The 24,087-nt window shown below is 53.4% G+C and carries 25 protein-coding genes and 1 pseudogene; 25 read left to right on the top strand and 1 reads right to left on the bottom strand.

Annotation, left to right across the window (positions count from 1 at the left end; translation table 11 throughout):
* The first annotated feature begins 59 nt into the window (after positions 1-59).
* Positions 60-680 (top strand): DUF47 domain-containing protein, encoded by a 621-nt coding sequence (locus ACIHKT_RS07025; protein ID WP_236849727.1) that lies wholly within the window; start codon positions 60-62, stop codon positions 678-680.
* A 111-nt stretch (positions 681-791) separates the two neighbouring features.
* Here the strand turns inward: ACIHKT_RS07025 and ACIHKT_RS07020 are convergent, their stop codons facing one another.
* Positions 792-1,421 (bottom strand): HAD family phosphatase, encoded by a 630-nt coding sequence (locus ACIHKT_RS07020; protein WP_086036179.1) that lies wholly within the window; start codon positions 1,419-1,421, stop codon positions 792-794.
* A 147-nt stretch (positions 1,422-1,568) separates the two neighbouring features.
* Between ACIHKT_RS07020 and ACIHKT_RS07015 the strand changes: the two genes are divergently transcribed.
* From ACIHKT_RS07015 to ACIHKT_RS06900, 24 genes and pseudogenes are all read left to right on the top strand, one after another.
* On the top strand, positions 1,569-2,498 hold the full coding sequence (locus tag ACIHKT_RS07015) for a glycoside hydrolase family 25 protein (RefSeq protein WP_086036177.1): 930 nt from the start codon (positions 1,569-1,571) through the stop codon (positions 2,496-2,498).
* Positions 2,499-2,546: 48 nt separating this feature from the next.
* The gene (ispD, locus tag ACIHKT_RS07010) at positions 2,547-3,884 is read left to right on the top strand and encodes a 2-C-methyl-D-erythritol 4-phosphate cytidylyltransferase (protein ID WP_174192893.1); all 1,338 of its coding nucleotides are present in this window, start codon (positions 2,547-2,549) and stop codon (positions 3,882-3,884) included.
* Positions 3,884-4,351 (top strand): 2-C-methyl-D-erythritol 2,4-cyclodiphosphate synthase, encoded by a 468-nt coding sequence (ispF, locus tag ACIHKT_RS07005; RefSeq protein ID WP_274380237.1) that lies wholly within the window; start codon positions 3,884-3,886, stop codon positions 4,349-4,351. Before ispD ends, ispF begins: the two co-directional genes overlap by 1 nt.
* 89 nt (positions 4,352-4,440) lie before the next feature.
* Positions 4,441-4,674 carry a DUF3343 domain-containing protein gene (locus ACIHKT_RS07000; protein WP_086036175.1) on the top strand — a complete coding sequence of 78 codons (234 nt, stop codon included), beginning with the start codon at positions 4,441-4,443 and terminating at the stop codon, positions 4,672-4,674.
* Positions 4,671-5,822, top strand: coding sequence for an aminotransferase class V-fold PLP-dependent enzyme (locus ACIHKT_RS06995; protein ID WP_086036172.1), 1,152 nt, complete (start codon positions 4,671-4,673; stop codon positions 5,820-5,822). The genes ACIHKT_RS07000 and ACIHKT_RS06995 overlap by 4 nt, the downstream gene beginning before the upstream one ends.
* Before the next feature lie 83 nt (positions 5,823-5,905).
* Positions 5,906-6,790: a diadenylate cyclase CdaA gene (cdaA, locus tag ACIHKT_RS06990; RefSeq protein WP_086036169.1), complete on the top strand. Its 885-nt coding sequence runs from the start codon at positions 5,906-5,908 to the stop codon at positions 6,788-6,790.
* Positions 6,780-8,099 carry a YbbR-like domain-containing protein gene (locus tag ACIHKT_RS06985; protein WP_086036166.1) on the top strand — a complete coding sequence of 440 codons (1,320 nt, stop codon included), beginning with the start codon at positions 6,780-6,782 and terminating at the stop codon, positions 8,097-8,099. Before cdaA ends, ACIHKT_RS06985 begins: the two co-directional genes overlap by 11 nt.
* 222 nt (positions 8,100-8,321) lie before the next feature.
* Entirely contained in the window at positions 8,322-10,379 is a 2,058-nt protein-coding gene (gene recJ, locus ACIHKT_RS06980) for a single-stranded-DNA-specific exonuclease RecJ (RefSeq protein ID WP_157658966.1), read from the top strand.
* 88 nt (positions 10,380-10,467) lie between these two features.
* A complete protein-coding gene (locus ACIHKT_RS06975) occupies positions 10,468-12,591 on the top strand; it encodes a bifunctional (p)ppGpp synthetase/guanosine-3',5'-bis(diphosphate) 3'-pyrophosphohydrolase (RefSeq protein WP_086036870.1) in 2,124 nt (707 codons plus the stop codon).
* A 97-nt stretch (positions 12,592-12,688) separates the two neighbouring features.
* Positions 12,689-13,324 carry an MBL fold metallo-hydrolase gene (locus ACIHKT_RS06970; RefSeq protein ID WP_086036161.1) on the top strand — a complete coding sequence of 212 codons (636 nt, stop codon included), beginning with the start codon at positions 12,689-12,691 and terminating at the stop codon, positions 13,322-13,324.
* A complete protein-coding gene (gene hemZ / locus ACIHKT_RS06965) occupies positions 13,308-14,783 on the top strand; it encodes a coproporphyrinogen dehydrogenase HemZ (RefSeq protein ID WP_086036158.1) in 1,476 nt (491 codons plus the stop codon). The genes ACIHKT_RS06970 and hemZ overlap by 17 nt, the downstream gene beginning before the upstream one ends.
* Entirely contained in the window at positions 14,761-15,720 is a 960-nt protein-coding gene (locus ACIHKT_RS06960) for a uridine kinase (protein WP_157658965.1), read from the top strand. The genes hemZ and ACIHKT_RS06960 overlap by 23 nt, the downstream gene beginning before the upstream one ends.
* Before the next feature lie 97 nt (positions 15,721-15,817).
* Positions 15,818-16,321: a zinc ribbon domain-containing protein gene (locus ACIHKT_RS06955; RefSeq protein WP_174192899.1), complete on the top strand. Its 504-nt coding sequence runs from the start codon at positions 15,818-15,820 to the stop codon at positions 16,319-16,321.
* A 128-nt stretch (positions 16,322-16,449) separates the two neighbouring features.
* Entirely contained in the window at positions 16,450-18,192 is a 1,743-nt protein-coding gene (locus tag ACIHKT_RS06950; RefSeq protein WP_174192901.1) for a polysaccharide biosynthesis protein, read from the top strand.
* 46 nt (positions 18,193-18,238) lie between these two features.
* Positions 18,239-18,928: a YabN family protein gene (locus ACIHKT_RS06945; RefSeq protein ID WP_086036150.1), complete on the top strand. Its 690-nt coding sequence runs from the start codon at positions 18,239-18,241 to the stop codon at positions 18,926-18,928.
* 19 nt (positions 18,929-18,947) lie between these two features.
* The gene (locus ACIHKT_RS06940; RefSeq protein ID WP_086036148.1) at positions 18,948-19,223 is read left to right on the top strand and encodes an HU family DNA-binding protein; all 276 of its coding nucleotides are present in this window, start codon (positions 18,948-18,950) and stop codon (positions 19,221-19,223) included.
* Positions 19,224-19,434: 211 nt separating this feature from the next.
* On the top strand, positions 19,435-19,854 hold the full coding sequence (locus ACIHKT_RS06935) for a YjdF family protein (protein ID WP_086036146.1): 420 nt from the start codon (positions 19,435-19,437) through the stop codon (positions 19,852-19,854).
* 40 nt (positions 19,855-19,894) lie between these two features.
* Complete coding sequence (locus tag ACIHKT_RS06930) at positions 19,895-20,140, top strand: RNA-binding S4 domain-containing protein (protein WP_086036143.1); 246 nt, start codon at positions 19,895-19,897, stop codon at positions 20,138-20,140.
* A gap of 60 nt (positions 20,141-20,200) precedes the next feature.
* The gene (gene yabP, locus ACIHKT_RS06925) at positions 20,201-20,497 is read left to right on the top strand and encodes a sporulation protein YabP (protein ID WP_086036141.1); all 297 of its coding nucleotides are present in this window, start codon (positions 20,201-20,203) and stop codon (positions 20,495-20,497) included.
* Positions 20,497-20,754, top strand: a pseudogene (gene yabQ / locus ACIHKT_RS06920) (spore cortex biosynthesis protein YabQ); the annotation flags it as partial. The gene yabP and the pseudogene yabQ, both read left to right, overlap by 1 nt.
* A gap of 268 nt (positions 20,755-21,022) precedes the next feature.
* Positions 21,023-21,331, top strand: a complete 309-nt coding sequence (locus ACIHKT_RS06915) for an FtsB family cell division protein (RefSeq protein ID WP_086036135.1) — start codon at positions 21,023-21,025, stop codon at positions 21,329-21,331.
* 39 nt (positions 21,332-21,370) lie between these two features.
* Positions 21,371-21,865: a S1 RNA-binding domain-containing protein gene (locus tag ACIHKT_RS06910; protein WP_086036133.1), complete on the top strand. Its 495-nt coding sequence runs from the start codon at positions 21,371-21,373 to the stop codon at positions 21,863-21,865.
* A gap of 112 nt (positions 21,866-21,977) precedes the next feature.
* Positions 21,978-23,144, top strand: a complete 1,167-nt coding sequence (locus ACIHKT_RS06905; protein WP_174192905.1) for an amidohydrolase — start codon at positions 21,978-21,980, stop codon at positions 23,142-23,144.
* A gap of 16 nt (positions 23,145-23,160) precedes the next feature.
* The gene (locus ACIHKT_RS06900) at positions 23,161-24,000 is read left to right on the top strand and encodes a fumarate hydratase (protein ID WP_086036128.1); all 840 of its coding nucleotides are present in this window, start codon (positions 23,161-23,163) and stop codon (positions 23,998-24,000) included.
* Positions 24,001-24,087: the final 87 nt, after the last annotated feature.

The raw sequence follows: 24,087 nt of genomic DNA, 5'->3' as shown, positions 1-24,087 counted from the left end.
TAGTTGCTCTATTTTAGAGATGCAATTCGGCAATTATCAGCAAAGGAGTGCTATCCGCCGTGTCGAAAAAAACCAGTCCTTATTATGACAGTTTCGTAACGCAGATGAAATACGCCTGTCAGGCGGCTAAAAAGCTGCAGGATATTCTGCAGCACTTTAATATCGAAAACCTGCCGCAGAAGCAGGAAGAAATGCACATGATTGAGCATGCAGCGGACCAGGAAAAGCATACCATGATGAATCAGCTTGCCCGCGAATTCATTACGCCGATTGAGCGGGAAGATATCATTGACCTTGCGCAGGCACTGGACGAAGTGACCGACAAGATTGAAGATGTTCTCATGCGTATTTATATGTACCACATTAACGATATCCGTCCGGAAGCGCTGGAGTTTGCAAATTTGATTGTACAGTGCTGTGACCACCTGTTGGCTGCCATGCAGGAGTTTTACAACTTCCGCAAGCAGACACATATTCACGAACATGTGGTGGAGGTCAACACGCTGGAGGAAAGCGGCGATAAACTGTACATTGACACCGTTCATCAGCTGTACGGTGAAGACGGCAAGACAGCGGTGAAGATTGGCTGGGTACGGGCTTTTGACCGCTTTGAGGATTGCTGTGATGGCTGCGAACAGGTGGCAAACCTGCTGGAAAGTATCATTATGAAAAATACCTGAATCCTTTACAGGCTCTGCTGCGGCAGAGCCTGTTTTGTTGGAAAACAGCGGAAAAGGGCCGAACACAAAACAGTGTCCGGCCCTTTTCTTTATATGAAACGGAAAGACGTGTTACTGTTCCTTCCACTGCACACCGGCCCGATGCAGGTCTGTTTCCAGTGCACGGTATCCGTGCTGGAAGCAATGCGTCTGCAGACCGAGCGCTTTGGCGGCGGCGATGTTGTCAGGGTTGTCATCGATAAAAAAACATTCTTCCGCCTGCAGGGAGTAGCGGAAAAGCAGCGTTTGATAAATCGCGGGGTCTGGTTTTACCTGCTGAACGTCCGCCGAATACACGGCACCGTCCATAATTTGAAACGCCGGAATACGGAAGCTGTAAACGTGCAGGCGCACGCCTGTGTTGCTGAGAATATAAATCTTATAACCTGCACGGTGCAGTTCCAGCGCCAGTTCGTTTGTTTCGGGTATCGGCCGAATATAGGACTGCCAGCCGTAGAAAAGTTCCCGGGCCGGCCGGCGCAGATGCGGCGGCAGCTGTGGAAGCAAGGTATGAATAGCCTCTGTTTCGGTAATTTGGCCAGCATCTAGCTGCTGCCATGTTTTGCCGCCGAACAGAACATGTGTCACCAGATGACAGTCATCTGTGCCTGCCGAATCGGGCAGAAAAGCCTTTGTGTAGCGTTCTGGACAGTAATCAAGCAGGACCTGCCCCATATCGAAAATGATGTTTTGAATCGGCATTCTAAAAAGATTCCTTTCCGTTGCTGCAGGGAAATCCCCGCCTTTTACGCCCTATTTTAGCATATTGGCGTCCGTCCTGTAAAGTTGCTTTTTCAACAGGATTCGTGTAAAATAAATCGCAGAATCCAGAGCGGAAAGGAGAATGTTATGAGCCGCTATGTCCGCAGTCCCCGTGTACAGAAACGAATACGAAAACAGAGAAGGCGCTTGCTGCTGGCGGCCGGCGCGGTTGTGCTGGCCATCGTTTTGCTTTTAACGGCTATTCTGCACAGCTGTTCATCCCATAAAAATGCAGAGGAACAAGTATCGTCTTCGATTGTAGAGGATATGATTATACAGGACCGCTATGAAGGGGAAAAAATCATACCCAAATATGCGGTGGCAAAAAATACCCTGTCTGACAGTAAGTTCAGCGCACTCAATGGCATCACCTCTTATGCAGGTGCGGTCAACGGCGTAGATGTCTCTTCTTGGCAGGGCAGTATTGACTGGAAAGAAGTGAAGGCCTCCGGCATGGATTTCGTCATGATTCGTGTCGGATACCGTGGCCAGACCACCGGCACAATTCAGGCGGACAGCAGGTTCACGGAAAACATGAAGGGCGCTTTGTCAGCTGGGCTGAAGGTCGGCGTTTATTTCTACTCACAGGCGATTTCCAAAGCAGAAGCGGAAAAGGAAGCTGACTATGTGATACAGCAGATAAAGCCCTATCAGGTAACATGGCCGGTCGTCTTTGATTGGGAGCCGGGAAACGATGAAACGATTTCCACTATTTCGGAGGCCGGCGGTCTGCGTACCAACAGCGAAACGCCGGAAGAAGTTACACAGTATACGGCGGCTTTCTGCAAACGCATCCAGGCAGCCGGGTACAAGCCAGCCTATTACTGCAACAAAACCATGGGATATACGGTTTTTGACCTAAAGGAACTGGAGGCATATCAGATTTGGTATGCAGAATATAAAAATCTGCCCAGCTTTTACTATCATTTTAACATATGGCAGTATACGCAAAAGGGAAAAATCAACGGCATAACCGGTACGGTTGACCTCAATATTTCTTTTCAGAAATATGCGTAAGTGGGAAAGCGACTTTGTCAGACAGGCGCTGCGGCGTCGGGAGGAATTATGCAGGTAAAATATGCGATTTTTGACATGGACGGCACTCTGCTTGACTCCATGCATGTATGGGACAACTTGGGGGAAGACATTCTCAGTAGGCACGGCATTTCTGCGCAGAAAGATATGCACACCCGTCTGCGTGCCATGACCGTTGAGGACTCGGCACGCTATTTCCGTACGCTTGGGGTACAGGAGAGTATGGAAGCTATTATGGAGGAAATAAACACGATCCCCTATGAGAGGTACCGCACAGAGGTACAGCCAAAACCGGGTGCAGTCGCATTCCTGCAGCGGCTTCATCAACAGGGAACCCCTATGTGTATTGTTTCCAGTACGGACGCCCGCAGTATCCGTGCGGTATTTGACCGGCTGGGCGTTACACAGCTTTTTCAGTTCATTTTGTCAACAAATGACTTTGGCAGCGGCAAGGACCGTCCGGAGATTTTCCAGGCAGCGGCCCGCGGATTGGGCGGCACGCCTGAAGAAACTGTGGTCTTTGAAGACGCATTGTATGCGATTCGGACCGCCAAAATGGCGGGTTTTCCGGTCGCGGCATTGGCGGACGCGGAAGCAAAACCGGAAAAGCCGGAAATTCAGGAGCTGGCAGATGTATATTTGCCGGACCTCCGCTATTTTCCATGGGAAACGGCAGACGGTCTGCCGGAAGTTTCCTGCTGTGCTGTGATTGTGGCGGCGGGCGCCTCCACACGAATGGGCCGTCCCAAACAGGAGATTCCACTGGGCGGTAAGCCTGCATTGGTGCATACGCTTTCTGCTTTTGAACAGGCGAAAACGGTTCAGCGTGTCATATTGGTCTGCCCACCCGGTCAGGAAGCACATTTCCGCGCGCTGGCGGTGAAGAATCACTGTACAGACAAGCTGGCGGCCATTGTGCCGGGTGGTGATACCCGCCAAAAGTCCGCGGCGGCCGGAGCCAAAGCGGCCGGAGCGTGCAGACTGCTTGCCATTCACGATGGTGCCCGTGTGCTGGTAACACCGGAAGAAATTGACCGTGCGGTAGCAGATGCTGCCCAATACGGTGCGTCTGCGCTGGCGGTGCCAGTGAAAGATACGATTAAAAAATCGGACGAAAACGGCCTCATTATTGACACGCCGGAACGTCGGAACTTATGGGCGGTGCAGACACCGCAGGTTTTTTGTGCCAAGGCATACCGCAGCCTGCTTTCCGGCGGTGGGCAGAACCTGACGGATGACTGTCAGCTGTTTGAGCATGCCGGATATCCGGTACACCTCTGCCGCGGCAGTTATACCAATTTTAAACTCACCACGCCGGACGATGTACCGGCGGCGGAGGCTGTTTTGCGCAAAAGGGGCGAAAAATGATGCGCATAGGACATGGATATGATGTACATAAACTGGTGCCCGGCCGCCGCCTGATTCTGGGCGGGGAAGAGGTCCCGTATGAGAAGGGCCTGCTGGGCCATTCGGACGCGGACGTGCTGGCGCACGCTGTATCGGATGCATTGCTGGGTGCCGCGGCACTGGGGGACATCGGCTGTCTGTTTCCGGACACGGACCCGGCTTACAGCGGTGCCAACAGTTTACAGCTTTTGCAGGAGGTCTGCCGCCATGTGCGGGCGAACCGATATGAAATAGAAAATATCGACGCCACCATTCTTTGTCAGCGGCCGAAACTGCGCCCGTATATTACTGCCATGCGGCAGAATTTGGCACAGGCCTGCTCCGTTCCTGTGGAACAGGTTAGTGTCAAAGCCACTACGGAAGAGGGACTTGGATTTACCGGTGCGGGGGAAGGTATAGCGGCCCATGCGGTGTGTCTGCTGCGGTAACGCACGGCGCAGTTCTAAAGGACAAAAAAGGCAGAAAGCAAGGTGGCTTCATATTCTGTAGTATGTAAACTACAAAGAGGTGATACCTTGTGGGTCAGCAAGTTGTTATAGATGTAGGTTCCGTCACATATGCGATGAAAAGCCGTGAGCTTTTGCGCAATAATGGCATTCGGGCCTATGTAGAGCGCCTGCCGCGTACGCCGAATACCTCGGGCTGCGGCTATGGTGTATATGTTCCCAACGGGGTAGAAGAAGCTGAACAGATTTTACAGGAAGCAGGCATTCATGTACTGGGACGCAGAGAGCGGGTGCAGCAGAAATGATTTATTTGGACAATGCCGCTACCACATACCCAAAGCCACCACAGGTTTCTGCGGCAATGCAGCGTGCCCTGCGAATGTATGGAGCTAATCCCGGCCGGGCCGGACACCGTATGAGTCTGCGTACAGCGGAAGCTGTGTTTCAGGTGCGGGAGCGTGCCGCTCGCTTTTTCGGTGCGCCTGGTCCGGAAAATGTCGCATTTGTTATGAATTGTACGCAGGCACTGAACATGGTTATCAAAGGAGCGGTGAAGCAGGGCGGCCATGTGGTCACTTCCTGTTTGGAGCACAACGCGGTCATGCGGCCGCTGGAAACGCTGCGCCGCCGCAACGTCATTACTTATACAGAAGTGCAGGTCGTGCCCGGTGACAATGACGCCACCATGGACGCTTTCCGCAAAGCCATGCAGGAAGATACCTGTCTGTGTGTGTGCACCCATGTTTCCAATGTGTGGGGCATTCGCCTGCCGGTGGAGCGTATTGCGGCGCTGTGTCACGCCTATCAGGTGCCGATTTGTGTGGACTGTGCCCAGTCCGCCGGCATTTTGCCCATTTCTATGGCGGAAAACGGTATTGACTACCTCTGTGCGCCGGGGCATAAGGGTTTGTATGGGCCAATGGGGACCGGCCTGCTGCTTGCGCTGAACGGCGCTTCTTTGGATACACTGATAGAGGGCGGTACCGGTACAGCCTCGGAAAGTTTGGTGCAGCCGGAGGAAATGCCGGAACGGTTTGAGAGCGGAACTGCCAATGTCCCCGGCATTCTTGGCCTTGGTGCGGGCATTGCCTTTGTACAGAGGATGGGCATACAAAATCTTTACGAAAAAGAAAGCCGGCTGGCGTGCGGCGTGTACGACCGCTTCAAACGCTCCGGCAAAGTGGAGTTGTATACGCCGCGGCCGGAACCGCCATATTTTGCGCCGCTTTTATCGTTTAATCTACCCGATATGGACAGTGAGGAAACGGCTGCCAAGCTGGACCGGCACGGCTTTGCCGTGCGTGCGGGGCTGCACTGTGCACCGCGCGCACACGCTTTTTACGGCACGTTGGACCGCGGCGCCGTACGAATGTGTCCTTCCGCCTTTACCGGCAGAGCGCAGACGGAAGCTTTTGCGGATGCGGTCCTCCAAATTGCAGGCGGCAGACACTGAAAAGCCGCCGTGGGAAGAAAAACATTTTGCATATCTGCCGGGATATGATACAATAAAAGAAGGATTGGAAAGGAGGGACCGCCGTGGGTCAGCTGGCGATTTTCTGGGGAAATATACAGAATGCGTTCAGTAATTTCCGCGTACAGGACATAATCGACATTCTGTTGGTTACTTTTGTCATTTACAGTGCAATCAAATTCATGAGGGAAACCCGTGCCGGTCAGCTGGTCAAAGGCATCCTGATTATTTTGGCTGTATGGGTGGGTGCGAATGTACTGCAGCTGTATATGATGAAAACACTCTTCACGTATGTTATCCAGTATGGGCTGGTATGTCTGTTTGTGGTCTTTCAGCCGGAACTGCGCAGTGCGCTGGAGAAAATGGGACGCGGTCACCACGGCGGCCTGCGTGCGCTGATGAGCGGGCGCAGCACGGTTGACCAAGAGGTGCAGGAACAGTGGCGGCGTGGTATCCGCGCGGTTGTGGCAGCCTGTGATAGTATATCCAAAAGCAAAACCGGTGCCCTCATTGTCATGGAGCGTGAAACCAAGCTTGGCGACATTATAGATACCGGTACCATCGTTAACGCAGTGCCCAGTGTTCCCATCATCTGCAATATTTTTTTCAATAAGGCGCCCCTGCACGACGGTGCCATGATTGTTCGGGATGGAATGCTGTATGCGGCCGGCTGTATTTTGCCGCTGACAAAGCGCAACAATGATGTGGCCATTGAGCTTGGCACCCGTCACCGTGCCGCGATTGGCATGAGTGAAAATTCGGACGCGGTTGTCATTGTTGTTTCCGAGGAGACAGGCCAGATTTCCATTGCCCTGGGCGGGACTATTACCCGCAACTATACGCGTGAGTCCCTGCAGAATGAGCTAAACAGTCTGCTGCTGGAACCCGAAAGTACTCGGGACCGGGGATCGTTCTTTGCTTCTATTAGGAGGACGAAAAATGAAAAATAAAAATAAAGAAAAAATAAAACGCCCACAGAAGAAAAACGGATACAAAAAGCTGAATGGCCTGTTCTACAACAACAAATTCGTCTTGATTCTATCACTGGTACTGGCGGTTTTTCTGTGGCTTGTGCTGGCCTGCAATGACACCGAGCATTTCCCGAAGCGCATCAATGAGATTCCCATCAATGTCCGCCTTCCGGATGAGGCACAGCAGCAGGGGCTGACAGTTTATTCGCCCAGCAAAACAGATACCGCTTCCGTCACCATAACTGGCAACACCCTTTCAGTCAGTCAGGTGCGCAGCAAGGACCTGGAAGTAGTGCCGGCCAGCGTGGCACAGATTACCGCGCCCGGCGACTATAGGGTAATGCTGATTGGCAAGAACATCAGTGCGCTTTCCAACTTTAGCTTCAGCAAAATTTATCCGTCTGAGTGGACGATTCATGTGGACCGCGCGGCAAAGAAAACGTTCTCTATCCACATGCCTGCCAATATGTATAAAATCGACACTTCCGGCTACTACAGCCCCGGTCCCACTGCGGATACGGAAAATGTGACCATTTCCGGCCCGCAGACGGAGGTTTCCAAAATTGACCACGTGTCCGTTGACTACAGCGGCAGCAATACCGTGCTGACGGATACCAAAACTTTTGCGGCACCACTGGTGCTGTACGATGCTTCCGGCAAGACCATTGTGCCGGACCAGTACCTTACTATGAGTGTGAACCAGGTAAATGTCACCATTCAGGTGCAGCCAAAAAAGACAGTGAAAGTTCTGCCGACTTTTACAAACCAGCCTGCTGGGCTGAAATTGGACGCGGACAGCGCCTTCACAGTCAGTCCGGCCAGCATTTCGATTGCCGGGCCAAAGGATACCATTTCTAAAATTACAGAAGTCAGTTTGGAAGCGATTGACTTTTCACAGGTTAATACCACCCACAACAGCTTTAACCAGCAGATTTCACAGATGCCAAGCGGCTGTACGAATCTAAGCAGCAGCGCCACGGCGCAGGTTACACTGAAAAACATGAGTCAGTACACCAGCAAAGACTTTACCGTTACGGCCTTTACCAAGATGAATGTTCCCTCCGGAATGAAGACAGAGGTGGAAACCAAGTCGCTTAACATCAGCATTATCGGCAAAGCAAGTGATATTGCCACCCTGACGGCGAGCAATATCACAGCGGCGGTGGATTTTTCGAATATTCAGCAGGCCGGTACGACGAATGCACCGGTATCCATTAAAATCGGCGGCGACAAAACCTGCTGGGCCTACGGAACTTACCAGGTAGGCGTTACGCTGACAAAATCGTAGCCTTTTAGAAAATTTTTCGGCAGCCGGATAAGGGCATTTCATTCTGCCTGTACCGGCTGCCTTTTTCATACTGCCACATACCGAATTTGCCGGAAAACATTGATTATTGTGGATTGAAATGATAAAATAATATATTATACATCATTTATCGTTATGAATAAATGGTTACAGAATAGAGAAAATGCCCGGATTTTTCGGGCAGAAAGAACGGGTGAACTTCTTTTGGCACTCAAAAAATGGGTCGTTGCTTCCATCGACCGCCGTGCGGCGCGCCAGCTTTCCCAGCAGACTGGCATTCCGGCGGTGACGGCGGCATTACTGCAGTCACGTGGCTGCAGTACACCGCAGCAGGCCGCGGACCAGATTAATGGGGCACCGCTGAGTGACCCGCTTCGTTTAAAAGACATGGACCGGGCTGTTCAGCGCATTCAAAAGGCCATTGATTCCTTTGAAAAAGTGACTGTTTATGGCGACTATGATGCCGACGGTGTTACTGCCACTGCCATTTTATATTCCTATTTGGAGTCCAGCGGTGCAAATGTTTCTTTTTACATTCCGGACCGAGAAAAAGAAGGCTATGGGCTGAATATGGCCGCAGTGGACAAGTTGCATGAGCGGCAGGTGGACCTGCTCATTACCGTAGACAACGGCATTTCTTCCCTGCCGGAAGTGGAGCACGCGCGGGAACTGGGCATAGACGTCGTCATTACGGATCATCATCGGTCACGTCCGGAGCTGCCGCAGGCACAGGCCGTAGTGGACCCGTTTCGGCCGGACGATACCAGTGAAGACAAATGTCTGTGCGGTGCGGGACTGGCCTTTAAACTGGTGCAGGCACTGGAGGGGGAGGACTCCGACCAGCAGCTCCTGCTGGAAACTTATGCGGACCTTTTGACCATTGGAACCGTGGGAGATGTTGTGCCGCTGACGGGTGAAAACCGGACGTTTTTGCGGACTGGCCTTCGTTTGCTGCCGCAGACGGATCGTCCCGGTCTGCGTGCACTGCTGGAAAAAGCGGGTTTGGAAGACCGCGAGCTGACAGCGGAAAATATTGCTTTTGGCATTGTGCCGCGCATCAACGCGTGCGGACGCATCGGTTCGCCGGACCGCGCGGTCCGGCTGCTTTTAAGTGAGGACCCGGATGAAGCCTGCCTGCTGGCGGCAGATATTTGTGACGACAATGATTACCGCAAGCAGCTGGAGGCGGAAATTTATGAAAGTGCCCTGCAGCAGCTGCAGCAGGAACCGGACCGTCTATTGGACCGAGTGTTGGTTGTAGAAGGACGCGGCTGGCATACAGGTGTCATCGGAATCGTTGCCAGCCGCCTAACGGAAACATTTGGCAAGCCAAGCATTGTCCTTTCGTGCGGCAATCATGAAGCAAAAGGCTCCGGACGCAGTGTGGAGGGCTTTTCTCTGTTTCAAGCCATCAGTGCCTGCGCGGACCTGCTGACAAAATTCGGCGGGCACGCCATGGCCGCCGGCATGACCATGCCGGCGGAAAACACGGCGGAATTCCGCCGGCGCATCAACGCCTACGCCGCATCACAGGGGACTATGCCTGTGCCGGTGCTGCAGCTGGACGGCGTGCTGAAACCGGCCCGTATTTCCCTGGAGCTGCCGCACGCGGCCGACCTATTGCAGCCGTTTGGCACTGGAAACCCAAAGCCGCTGTACGGTCTGTTTGGAGTGCGCCTGCAGGAAATTCAGCCGGTCGGCGGCGGAAAACATCTGCGGCTGGTTTGTTCGGCCGGCGGAGTACGGCTTCGCTGTATGAAATTTGGTATGGAACTATCCGCTTTTCCTTATCACCCGGGGGACATGTTGGATCTTGCAGTGGAACTCATCGGTGATGTATATAACGGCCGAGAAACGCTTTCGATTATCGTGCGGGACATGAAACTGTCCGGCTGTGATGAAGAAGCACTGCTGAAGGGACGGGAGCTGTTTGAAAAAGCCAAGCGCGGTGACCCGCTGACGACAGAAGAGTTTGACAGCCTTTCACCGGACCGTGCTGCCTGTGCTGGTCTGTACCGCACACTGCGTGCGTGCGGCGGCTACCGCGGTGGTGCGGAGGGCGTGTCTGCCCTTGGCAAAATGCCATTTGCCCGCCTGCTGGTTTGTCTGGAGCTTTTTCAGGAACATGGGCTGGTTGAGGCACAGGCATTTGGTACACAATATACCGTAACCATGTGTACGGTCAAAGGGAAAGTGGATTTATCAGACAGCGGTTTTCTGCGCGGATTGCGGGCGCAGGTTCAGATGGTCCCGCAGACTTGAGAGGAGATGGAGAAACACTGTGGAGAGTACGGAAAATACATACGATGATTTAACAGCGCTTTTGTCACAGAGCGAGCACGACTATGATATGGAACTTATCCGCCGAGCATATGATTTGGCCCTTTCTGCACATGGCGACCAGAAGCGTCTTTCCGGCGCTCCCTATATTTCTCATCCGGTTGCCGTAGCGTGCATTTTGGTACAGCTCGGTATGGACAGCGAGAGCGTGGCGGCCGGTTTACTGCATGACGTGGTGGAGGACACCAAGGTCAGTTTGGAGGAACTGCGCCGCCTGTTCGGTCCGGAGATTGCCGGTCTGGTGGACGGTGTTACGAAAATCACAAAGATGGGACTGATCCCGTACAAATCCCGCGAGGTACAGCAGGCGGAAAATCTCCGCAAGATGCTGATTGCCATGAGCGAGGATATCCGCGTTATCATCATCAAGCTGGCGGACCGCCTGCACAATATGCGCACGGCCTGCTATTGGGGACCGGAAAAACAGCGGGAAAAAGCACTGGAAAGCATGGAGGTCTATGCGCCGATTGCGCACCGGCTTGGTATTCGTGCCATTAAAGAAGAGCTGGAGGACCTTTCCCTGCGGGTACTGGACCCCTATGCCTATAAAGAGATTGAAAGCAGTCTGGCACTGCGGCGGGAAGAGCGGACTGCTTTTATTGAAAAGACAAAGAAAATCGTTCAGGACCGCGTTGCGGAAACGATTCCCAACGTCTATGTTTCCGGCCGTGTAAAGAGCATCAACGGCATTTACCGGAAGATGTTTATACAGGGCAAGAATATGGACGAAATTTATGATATTTATGCGGTGCGCGTCATTGTGGATACCGTTAATGACTGCTACAACGTGCTGGGCATTGTACACGATATGTTCCGGCCGCTGCCAAACCGCTTTAAGGACTATATTTCCACCCCAAAACCGAATATGTATCAGTCCCTGCATACAACGGTCATCGGCAAAGACGGCATTCCTTTTGAAATTCAGATACGCACATGGGAAATGCACCACACTGCCGAGTACGGCATTGCCGCCCACTGGAAGTACAAACTGGGTATGACGGACGGCCATCATTCTCACGACAGCATGGAAAAGCGTTTGGAATGGATTCGGCAAATCCTGGAAGAACAGAAAAATTCGGCGGACGCTACGGACCTAATCCGCACCATCAAGTCAGACCTGACGCCGGACGAGGTGTATGTCTTTACGCCGCGCGGAGATGTCATTGACCTGCCTTCCGGCAGCACCGTCATTGATTTTGCCTATGCCATTCACAGTGAAATCGGCAACCGTATGGTCGGCGCGAAGGTAGACAAACGCATGGCGCCGCTGACTACCCAGCTGAAAACCGGCGAAATCGTTGATATTATCACCAGCAAAGAGGCACGTGGTCCCAGCCGTGACTGGCTGAAAACTGTCAAGACCAGCGAGGCGCGAAATAAAATACGCACATGGTTTAAGCGGGAAAAGCGCGACGAAAATATCATGGAGGGCCGCAGTGAACTGGAGCGGGAACTGAAGCACAACGGTGTTGTGCTTTCAGCGGAAGAGCAGGAGCTGCTGCTGATTCGGCTTGGCAGCAAACAGAACTGTGCCACGGTGGACGACGTTTACGCAGCAATTGGATACGGTGGTATTCAGCTGTGGAAAATGATGCCGCGAATTCGGGAAGAATACCTAAAGACACATCATCCGGAACCACCGAAGGAACTGGTCAGCCATGCCCAGCCTGCTGCCCGCAAGGCGGCCAGCGGCGTCATTGTAGAGGGTATGGGTGACTGCCTTATTAAGTTTGCCCGCTGTTGTAACCCGCTGCCCGGGGACGATATTATCGGCTTTATTACACGCGGATACGGCGTTTCCATTCATAAAAAATCCTGCCGCAATGTTCCGCACCCGATTGCCAGTGCAAGCGAGCCGGAACGCTGGGTTGCTGCCCACTGGGCCGGTGATGTGCGCGAGGAGTTCCAGACAACACTGGAGATTTTGGCCAACGACCGTTCCGGCTTGCTGGCAGATGTGACACAGCAGCTGTACAATATGCGTTTGTTTATTCACTCGCTGAACTCCCGTGAACTGAAGGACGGACGTGCGGTTATCTCCGCTGGTATTACCGTAAACGGACTGGACCAGCTACAAAGCATCATCGGTCGTCTGCAGGCGGTAAAGGGTGTAGAATCCATCCGCCGCACATGATTCCCGGCTTTTTTACGGTTCGTTTGCAATTCTTTCATATTTTTCGCATAACATATAAAGTGCAGCCGCGGGCTGCCAGAAATCGAGGAGGTACCTCATGCGGATTCAGTGCATTCCCGGTGGTATGATTCCCACCAACTGTTACCTGCTGACGGACAACGCCACCGGAGAAACCGCTATTATTGACCCCGGTTTTTATGATGCGCAGCTGAAAGATGCCGTCAAGCAGAAAAATGTTTCCATGATTTTGCTGACGCACGGCCACTTTGACCATACACTGGGGGTAGGTCCTCTAGCAGCGCAGACGGGTGCAAAAATCTATATGTATAAAGATGAAGCGGACTTTATCGGCAATCCGCTCAACAGTCTAAGCAGTATGGCCATGTGCACCATTCCCACCTATCAGCCGGACGTCCTGCTGAAGGACGGTCAGACGCTGACACTTGGCAGTCTTACAATTCGGGTACTGCATACACCGGGCCACACACACGGCGGCTGCTGTTTCCTAGTAGGGGATGCCTTGTTCTCCGGCGATACCGTTATGTGCGGAACGGTGGGCCGCACGGATTTCCCAACAGGCAGCTTTTCGGATATTCTCGCTTCCGCACAGCGGCTGCGCGACCTGCCCGGCGAGTGGCGGGTGCTGCCCGGACATGAGTTCGAAACAAAGCTTAGCTGGGAACGAAAGAATAATCCCTATATGGAAGCCGGTCAAAATGGATTTAATACTTGAAAATAACGCCTATCATTATGAACTGGAAAAACTCTGCCGTCTGTTTTATCCGGAAGAACCTATCCGCGTTATGGAGGATGGCACACTGCCGCCGAATCCAGCACCGCTGACTGCTGTTGCCCGTGTGGAGAAAACAGGGAACAGTGTACAGCTGAAAGCTAGCCTGTCGGAAGGCAAAGCGGTTTTGCGGGCGGAGCGCGCCTATGAGCCCGGCCTTTTCGGTGACCAAAATCCAGAACGGCAGCTGGCGGAGCTTTTGTACGGCTTGCTGGTTCAAAAAACTGGCTTTACGCCGCGCTGGGGTATTCTGACGGGTATTCGGCCGGTAAAAATGCTGCACAGCCTGATAGACCGTTGGGGACAGGACAAAGCGCTGCAGATTTTTATGGACGCATATCATGTCAGCCGTCAGAAAACGCGCCTGGCACTGCTTACCCTGCACAAAGAGAGCAGCATCTTGGCACAGAAAAAGCCAAACGGCTTCAGTCTGTATATCGGCATTCCGTTTTGTCCCAGCCGGTGTGCGTACTGTTCATTTGTGTCGATGTCCGTTGAAAAAACCATGCAGCTGATTCCCGACTATGTAACCTGCCTGTGCCGAGAAATTCGTGCGGCAGGCAGGGTGGCAAAAGGACTGGGCCTTGTCCTGCAGGCGGTATATATGGGCGGCGGAACACCGACAACGCTTTCTGCGGAGCAGATGGACGCGGTTCTGGCAGCCGTGCAAGATTCGTTTGATTTATCTGCCTGCCGAGAAGTGACAGTAGAAGCCGGACGGCCGGACACCGTTACACCGGAAAAGCTGCGTGGTCTGCGCCGCCGCGGTGTAACACGCATCAGCATCAACCCGCAGACCATGCAGGAAAAGGTGCTGCAGGCGATTGGCCGCCGTCATACGGTACAGCAGGTGCTGGACGCCTTTGCCATGGCCCGCGAGGCAGAGTTTGACAATATCAATATGGATTTAATTGCCGGCCTGCCGCTGGACACACCGGAAACGTTTGCCGATACGGTGGACCGCGTGTGTGCCCTTGGCCCCGAAAGCATTACCGTACACACACTGGCCCTCAAGCGTGCGTCCCGCATCTTTCAGCAGGGGGAGCAGCGCGCTTCCGGTGCGATGGTTGCACAGATGCTGGATTATGCCGGCCAAAAACTGCTTTCCGGCGGCTGGCAGCCGTACTATCTGTACCGTCAAACACGCATTTTGGGTGGTTTGGAAAATGTCGGCTTTGCCAAACCGGGATTCGAGGATTTTTACAATACCGTTATTATGGATGAAAGCCAAACCATTCTGGCCTGCGGTGCGGGTGCAGGCAGCAAAATCTGTGCACCGGACGGACGGCTTACCCGTGTGTATAATTTCAAGTATCCTTATGAGTATATTACGCGCCATAAGGAAATACTGGAGCGGAAAGAAAAGGTGGAACAGATTTATGAAACATTTGCGCACACCTGAATATGTACGATTCAACAATAATTTAGAGGACATCAACCATATGGCACAGCGGGACCCGGCCCATTTGGTGGCACTTGCAGACCGGCATTTTCATAAAAGTGTGCAGGACGTTGCCAAAAAGACCATTGCGCGCGGCTGCCGGGTCGTTTTGCTGGCCGGGCCGAGCAGCAGCGGAAAAACGACAACTGCCCACCTGCTTTCGGATGCACTGTGCCAGTTGGGACATGAAACACAGATAATTTCTCTGGATGATTTCTACCATCCGGAGGAGGAAGCGCCTCGGCGGGAGGACGGCACCCAGGACTTTGAATGTCTGGAAGCACTTCGGGTAGACTATATTCAGAAGTGCCTGCATGATTTGGCTACCTCCAACAGCTGCGAAGTGCCGGAATTTGATTTTGTGCATCATCGTCCTGCCCAGCAGACACGGCATCTAAGCCTTTCCCCGGACGGCATTGCCATTATCGAGGGGCTTCATGCGCTGAACCCAATTTTAACGAAGGACCTGCCGCGCGGCAGTACAGAATGTGTGTATATCAATGTCAAACAGAATATATGCACGCGGTCCGAAGTTTTGCTGGAAGCAAAGGAAGTACGCATGATTCGCCGCATTGTGCGGGATTATAACTTCCGCGGCACTTCCCCCGAGCGGACGCTGAAAATGTGGGATTCGGTTATGGAGGGCGAACGCAGGTATATTGCACCTTTCCGTGCCGGTGCTGACTTCACCATCAATTCCCTGCATGCCTACGAGCTGGGGGCTTTGCGCAATCAGGCGTTGATGCTGCTGCGTACAGTGGTGGAGCCGGGCGGTTGGATTGCCGATGAAGTACAGCGCCTGTCCTTTGCGCTGATGCTCTGCACGCCGGTCAGTCCTACACTGCTGCCGCCGACTTCATTGATTCGGGAATTTATCGGTGGAGGGCTGTATTCCTGATAAAATGCGATTTGTCCTTGCTATTTGGTTATAAAGCGTGCTATAATTTCTAAAAAATTATATACAATGTGCAAAAATAAAAAGGAGCGTGACAAGAATGGGCCTGTTCGAAGATATGGTTCTCAACGCAAAGACAGCAGCTTCTGCAGTTGGCAAAAAGGCTAATCAGGTTGTGGATATTTCTAGACTGCGCTTGAGTGCGGCAGATTTAAACAATGAAATCAGCAAGCGTTTCGAGGCGCTGGGACGTGTTGTATACGATGCCCGTAAATCGGGCACTTCTTCTGATGAGCTGGTCGGCGAATGCGTGCTGGCGATTGATGAATTGTATGAGCAGCTGGATGCTGTCAACGAGCAGCTGGCCGCCCACCGCTGCCGTATCACCTGCAGCGCATGTGGCCAGGAAAATCCCGCCAGTGCTGTGTACTGCAGCAAATGCGGCGGAAAGTTGCAGCGGGACGAACCGGTTCCACCGCAGGATGCTCCCGCAGAGGACAGCGCGGTACCGGCTCAGCCGGAAACACCGCCGACAGAGGAAAAACAAGCTGATGAAAAACCCGCGGACGAACAGCCCGCAGGGGAAGACAATCAGCAGGATTGATTTTTTAATATGCTGGAACTGCCGTGCAAACATCTGCACGGCAGTTCTTTTATACCTGTTCGGTCCGGCGGATATTTTCCTGCTTCCGTTCATAGAAATGGAAAAACAGGAGAAACGGAAGTGGCAGGATGAAGCGGAAAAGCCAGAGCTTTTTAAAAGGAGCCGCCGTGCTGGTTGGGGCAGTTATGGTTGTGAAAGTGCTGGGTGCACTTTTTAAAATACCGCTGAGCTGGATTTTAACGCCGGTAGGCAGTGCCTACTTTGGCAGTGCCTATTCGCTGTATTTTCCCATTTACAGTTTGGCGGCAGCCGGCTTCCCCACGGCGGTGGCACGCATGGTCAGCGCCCGCTGCGCACAGGGGCGTTTTCAGGACGTGCGCCGGCTGCAGGGTGTGTCCATACGCTTGTTTACTGGCATTGGTCTGTGTGCGTTTACACTGATGATGGCACTTTCTGTTCCGTATGCACGGCTGGCCGTGCGGACCGGTCCGCAGACAGTTCTGCCAGCAGTGTGGGCGCTGGCGCCGTGTGCCTTTTTCTGCAGCATGATTTCCACCTACCGCGGGCTGTATGAAGGGCTGCGCAATATGACGCCCACAGCGGTTTCGCAAATCATTGAAGCAGCGGGGCGGCTGGTATTCGGCCTTGGTATCTGCGCGGCGCTGGCATCTGCCGCGGCGCGGGAATACGCCGCACACAAAACAGTGTGGGGCGTACCGCAGCCTTCCGCCGAATACGCGCGGCTGGCGGCACTGCCTGCCTGTGCGGCCGGTGCTGTGCTGGGTGTGACGATTGGCAGTATGCTGGCATTTTTCTTTTTGATGATTTACTACCGAAAAAATGGGGATGGTATTACCGACGCAGAACTGCGCCGCTCACCGGAACCGCCAACAAAACGGGTACTGCGCCGGGAACTGCTGCATACGGCCATTCCCATTGCGCTGGGCTCGCTTGCGGTCAACCTTTCCACACTGGTGGACGCTACCCTTCTCAACAGCCGTCTGGATGACCTGATGCACCGTCTGCCGGAAGCTTTGCTGAATTTTTATGGGACACTGCTTCCGCCGGAAGTCGTCCGTATGCACAGTGTCCCGTCATTCCTGTACGGCTGTTACACCAATGCCAACACGCTGTTTATGCTGGTGCCGACCGTGACACAGGCGTTTGCCATGAGTGCGCTGCCCAGTGTGACAGCGGCATGGGCCGGCGGTTCTCATAAAAAGCTGGAAACGTGCGTTCATGCGGTGCTGCGGCTGTCGGCTATGGTGACACTGCCCATGGGACTGGGCCTTTCCGTGATGGGGGAACCGGTCTGCCGGCTGCTGTTCGGTACACAGAACGCACCGGAAATTACCGGACGCATTCTGTCTGTACTGGGTATCGCGTCTATTTTTTCCGCACTGTGCACACCGGTACAAAGTATGCTGCAGGCAGTGGGAAGGGTGGACCTGCCGGTCAAGTTCCTGTTTGCGGGCCTTGCGGTCAAATGCGTTCTCAATTATTTTTTGGTTGGTGACCCGCGCTTTCAGGTTATGGGGGCAGCAGTCGGTACACTGGTGTGCTATTTCTTTATTCTGACAGCGTCCCTCATTGCTCTGCGCCGCGCGACAGGGGTGAAACTGCATCTGTTGTCCTACTTTGGCAGGCCGCTGCTGGCCGGGGCACTGACTGCGGTGTCCGCAAGGCTTTTGTGGCGGGTGCTGATGCTCCGTTTGCCGCAGGCCGCAGCAACTCTTCTAGCGATTCTGGGGGCCGTTCTTCTGTACCTTTTGTGTGCCTTTGCATTGGAAATTGTCACAAGAGAGGATATACGCTCGCTGTTCCGGCAGAAATTCCCTAAAAGCCTTGCAAAAAAGGGCCGTATCGTGTAAAATAATAGCGTTCTGGCCTGAATACGGGAAAGAAGGGGTTCCTGCTGTGGCGTTTCAGCAAAAAAACCGGTATGATTTAAAAGACCTGCGCCGCATTATCGAGATTCTGCGCGCGCCGGGCGGTTGTCCGTGGGACCGTGCGCAAGACCATCACTCTATCCGCAATGATTTTATTGAGGAAACGTATGAGGCGGTCGAGGCGATTGACCGAGAGGACAGCACCCTTCTGCGGGAAGAACTGGGCGATGTCCTGTTTCAAGTTTTGTTCCACTGTCAGCTGGAGCAGGAAGCTGGCCGTTTTTCGTTCGATGACATTGTAGACGGCGTAGCCAAAAAAATGATTGTGCGCCACCCGCATGTTTTCGGAACCGTAAAGGTCAGCAGTATGTCTCAACTCCTGCAGAACTGGGATGCAATTAAAGAAAAAACCAAAAAACAAACCAGTCAGACAGAGGTCCTGCGCAGTGTTTCACCTGCGCTGCCGTCGCTGATGCGTGCGGCAAAAATACAGAAAAAGGCACAAAAAGCCGGTTACCCGCCGGAGCAGCCACCGCAGAAGGCTGTTTCTCGGCAGGAGGCAGGTGAACTGCTTTTGCAGGCGGTGCGTACGGTGCATGCCGCAGGGCTGGAGCCGGAGCAGGTGCTGCAGGAAGCGACCGAATCCTATATTGACTCTTTTTCACAATGGGAGGCAGCGCAGACATTGCAAAAGCCGACCAGTGAAGACAGGAAATGACAAATGGAGGAAACGTAAAATGAATAAAACAGAACTTATCAATGCTGTTGCAGAGAAAACTGCTGTATCTAAAAAAGATACTGAAAATATTATCAATGCTGCTATCAGCTCCATCATCGAAACAGTCGCCGACGAAGAAAAGGTACAGCTGGCAGGCTTCGGCACTTTTGAGTGCCGCAACCGCAGCGCACGGCAGGGCCGTGACCCCCGCACCAATACGACCATTGAGATTCCAGCTTCCAAGGCACCGGCATTCAAGGCTGGCAAGGCATTTAAGGACGCTGTGAATAAGTAAGGTCCAACAGGATGGTATGGGCAGCTTACCGGCATTGAACGGGGGCTGCCTTTTTGCTTTCTGAACAGGACATATAAAAAGTTATAAATCATGTACAACAGCAGAGATAAAAACACGGTCCGGTTGGTAGTCCGGGCGCGGCTGTGACCGTCAGTAACCTGCCTCCTTGGTTGTCCTTTCTCCGCTTTCTATATTTAAGGAGGCAAGTTTTATGGAACAGATTGTATCACGGCTGACTGTTTTTTTCGAGGATCCATTTTGGGTGGGTGTATGCGAGCACAGTGACAGCGGCGGCTATGGTGTCTGCCGCGTTGTGTTTGGCGCGGAGCCGAAGGACTATGAGGTTTACGACAAGGTGATCTGCGGCTATTGCCGTTTGCGGTACGGACATACAGCCCTTGCTGCCGAAGACAGCACCGAAAAGCGAAACCCGAAGCGGATGCAGCGGGAAGCCGCCCGGCAGATGAAGGTCCGCGGCATCAGCACAAAAGCGCAGCAGGCACTGAAGCTCCAACAGGAGCAGGGCAAAGCGGCGCGCAGGGTGAAGAGCCGCGCACAGAAAGAAGCCGAAAAAGAGCGCCGGTTTCTGCTGCACCAAGAAAAACGCCGGGAAAAGAAAAAAGGCCGGTGATCTTTCAACAAATTCGTTCCGGAAAGGGGAAAATCTTTTTATGCGTCTGGATAAATTTTTAAAAGTATCCCGTATCATTAAACGCCGTACGGTGGCAAATGAAGCCTGTGACGCCGGCCGGGTGTTGGCAAACGGCCGGTCGGCTCGTGCTTCCTACGATGTGAAGGTCGGCGACAAGCTGGAAATCACATTGGGCGGCCGCGCAGTTAAGGCGGAAGTGCTCAGTGTTGACGAGCACGCCACCAAGGACAGCGCAGCTTCTATGTACCGGATTCTGGAAGAATAGAGAATAGCCAGTCGCCGCGGCGCATATACCTTTTTGTATGAATCAGGAGGTGAATGCGCCATGTACGACGAAAAACGGGAAGAAAAAAGTCCTTCCTCTGCAAAATCACCGCATATTCTTACGCTGGAAAACCGGCATCAGCTGCGTGCAACCGGCGTTTCCAATGTCGACAGTTTTGATGAGCAGACGGTGGTCGTCTACACGTCACTGGGACAGCTGGTTGTACGGGGGGAAGAACTGCAGATTGAAAAGCTGAATGTGGAGACAGGCGAGCTGACTCTGACCGGCACGGTCGCTTCCATGACCTATGTGGGCGACGAAAAGCGCGGCAGGCCTTTGTCGCGCCTGTTCCGGTAGTGGATGCCACCGGCAGCCAGAATGTGCTGGCGTTTTTGCTTTTTGTCCTGCTGGGAGCAGCGCTGGCGGCGGTCTGGTGTTTCCTGCGTGCTGTGCGTATACAAATGCGCGAAAAGGCTGTATTCTGCATTGTGCTGGAGGCGGCTTTCGGTGTGCTGTGCGCGGTGTGCATCAAGCTGCTGGCACTCGGCGTTTATTGGGGTGAAATCCGCGGATTCCTGTTGATTGGGGCCGGGCTGGGCTTTTGGGCTGTTTACGAAACAGTGGGCAGGCTGCTGACGTTCCTTGTGGGCGGTATTCTGCGCTTTTTGGTGCGCTTCCTTCTGCGTCCGCTGGGAAAGCTGCTGTGCTGGATTTTGCGTATGCTGACAAAACTGCTGGAGGTTCCAATAAAGTTTGTCAGGAAAGTAGCACTTTGGGTAAAATGTGCCTTGAAATCTGCCCATCGGTTCGTGTATAATAAAAAATGTGCAAAAAGAACTGTGAAAAACAGAAAACTTGCAGAACGCAGGATGGTGAGGTTGCATGGAAAAACACCGCACGCAAAAAAAGCCGCGCCAAAAGCGCAGCGTCCTTCTGACGCTGGCGCTGGTCGTGTTCTGTGTGTATATGCTAGCGGCTATCGTCAACCAGCGAATGCAGATAAGCAGCCAAAAAGCAAAACTGCAGAGCATTCAGGCAGAAATACAGGTACAAGAAATAAAAAACAGCGACGTTCGCCATGAGCTGCAAAGCCAGGGTGCCAGCAGTGAATATGTTGCGCGTATCGCCCGCGAAAGCCTGAACATGGCCAAAGCAGGAGAGAGAATCTTCATCTGTCCGGGCGGCGACTGACCGCCGACAGAAAATTTTGAAGGAGGAACAAAGAGTTTTATGCAGCTTGAGGTAGGTACTGTTGTGGAAGGCAAGGTCACCGGAATTACGAGTTTCGGTGCGTTTGTGGAACTTCCTACCGGCCAAACCGGCATGGTTCATATTTCCGAAATTGCGCCCACGTTTGTGCGCGAAATTCGTGATTTTGTTTCGGTGGGGCAGACCGTCAAGGTGAAAATCCTGAATATCGGTGAGAATAATAAAATCAGCCTTTCCATGAAACAGGTGGAAGGGCAGAATTTGGGCGGAAACAACCATCGGCCGCCACAGCAGCAGCAGGGAGGCCGCCCGCGCCAGCAGCACCACCGCAAGCCGGAACCGCAGCAGCATCGCCCAGGCAACTTCGAGTGGCAGCCGCGCCGCAATGAACCAGCTGATTTTGAAGATATGATGACACACTTTAAGCAGACAAGCGATGAAAAAATATCGGACTTAAAAAAGACACTGGAAGGTAAGCACGGCGGATATTCCCGCCGCGGCAATGGCTTCCACTGACTCTATGTTCCTTTTAAGGCAGCATCTGCACAGGGGCAGGTTTTGTTCCCGCGTGCCGCGATGCGGCCTTTTTTATTGCTGCTTTGCAGAAAATACAGGAGGATAAGCATACATGCTGTTTATCAATGCAAACATACATACCATGGAAGGCACTCCGATAGGGGGCGGGTGGCTGCAGACAAAGGGCGGCGTTATCGCCGGCATGGGACCGATGGCCGATGTCCCGTCGGGAGAAAAGACGTATGACTGCTGTGGTGCGGATATGTACCCCGGCTTTATGGACGCTCACACGCATCTCGGCATGATGGAGGATGGGCTGACCTTTGAGGGAGACGACCTCAATGAGGATACGGACCCCACCACACCGCAGCTGCGCGCCATTGATGGCTTAAACCCGCTGGACCGCGACTTTCAGGAAGCCGCCGCCGCCGGTGTGACAACCGTTGTAACCGGACCGGGCAGTGCCAATCCTATCGGCGGCCAAATGGCTGCCATAAAAACCTGCTGCCCGGACGGCTGTATCGACGACAGCATTTTAAAGGCACCGGTTGCCATTAAAATGGCACTGGGTGAAAACCCGAAAGATGTTTACCATGACAAGGACACCGGCCCCGTTACCCGTATGGCAACCGCTGCATTTATTCGGGAAGAGCTGCTGAAAGCACAGCGCTATGAAAAGGAACTGCACCGCAGTGAAGAGGACGAGGATGCGGAGCCGCCGGAATTTGACATGAAGGCAGAGGCACTGCTGCCAGCCCTGCGCGGCGAAACAGAGGTCCATTTCCATGCGCACCGTGCGGACGACATTTTTACGGCCATTCGCATCGGCAAAGAGTTTCATCTGGATTATGTCATTATCCATGGAACGGAAGGGCATCTTATTGCGCCGCGGCTGGCAAAGGAGCACGTGCGTGTGCTGAGCGGCCCGTTCCTTGCGGACCGCAGCAAGCCGGAACTGCGCAGCCAGACACCAGCCTGCCCGGGTATTCTTGCCAAAGCCGGTGTGCAGGTGGCCATCATTACGGACCATTCGGTCATTCCCATTCAGTACCTCCCGCTCTGTGCGGGACTGGCTGTGCGGGAAGGCATGGAACGAGAGGCCGCTCTGCGGGCGATTACCATTGAACCGGCGCGCATCTGCCGGCTGGATAACCGTGTGGGGTCCCTGCGGCAGGGCAAAGACGCGGATTTTTCTCTGTTCGACTGTGACCCGCTTTCCAGCTATTCAAAACCGCTGCTGGTAGTAGAAAACGGCAGCATCGTCTATGAACGCGGCTGACAACGGAGGTACCAACATGAGAGAATTAAATGCCCAGTGCATTACCGACACCATTGCAGAACTCTGCGTCAAAGCCAACCGCAGCCTGCCGACAGACTTGGAAAGCTGTATTCGGGAAAAAGGCCAAGAGGAAAGCAGTCCTATCGGCAAAGCCGTTTTTCAGGACCTGTGTGACAATATGGAAGCCGCCCGCCGACTGTCCATACCGGTGTGTCAGGATACCGGTATGGCGGTCGTCTTTGCGGAAGTTGGGCAGGAGGTACACATCACCGGCAGCTTTGAGGAAGCGGTCAATCGGGGTGTAGCCAAAGGTTATACCGAAGGACTGCTGCGCTGTTCCGTTGCGGCGGACCCAATCCGCCGGGGCAATACTGGTGACAACACACCAGCTATTCTGCACACACGGCTGGTGCCCGGTGACAAGGTGCATCTGACCGTAGCGCCGAAAGGCTTTGGCAGCGAAAATATGAGCCGCTTAAAAATGCTGACGCCAGCCGCCAGCGAAGCGGACATTATCGGCTTCGTGGTGGAAACTGCACGTTTAGCCGGCAGCAATCCCTGCCCGCCCATGGTACTGGGTGTAGGTATCGGCGGCGATTTTGAAAAGTGCGCCGAACTTGCCAAAGAGGCATTGTGCCGTCCGGTTTCAGAAAAGAATCCGGACCCGTATTATGCACAGCTGGAGGAGAAAATGCTGAAGGCTGTCAATGACCTGCACATTGGGCCGCAGGGCTTCGGCGGTGACATTACCTGCCTGTCGCTCGCCATCTGCCAGTTTCCCACACACATTGCGGGGCTGCCGGTGGCTGTGAATGTAGGCTGTCATGTGACACGACACGCTGACGCAGTGCTGTAAAATAGGGAATACCCGCGAATTTATAGATTTTTTGTAAAATTCATAATAAATTTATTCTGAATGCTTTTATTCTTTTGGGGAATGTGC

The organism is Caproicibacterium sp. XB2 (assembly GCF_044880635.1).
Taxonomy (GTDB): Bacteria; Bacillota; Clostridia; order Oscillospirales; family Acutalibacteraceae; genus Caproicibacterium; species Caproicibacterium lactatifermentans.
The sequence above is the reverse complement of the archived record's forward strand: the minus strand, read 5'-3'. Positions and strand labels throughout refer to the sequence as shown.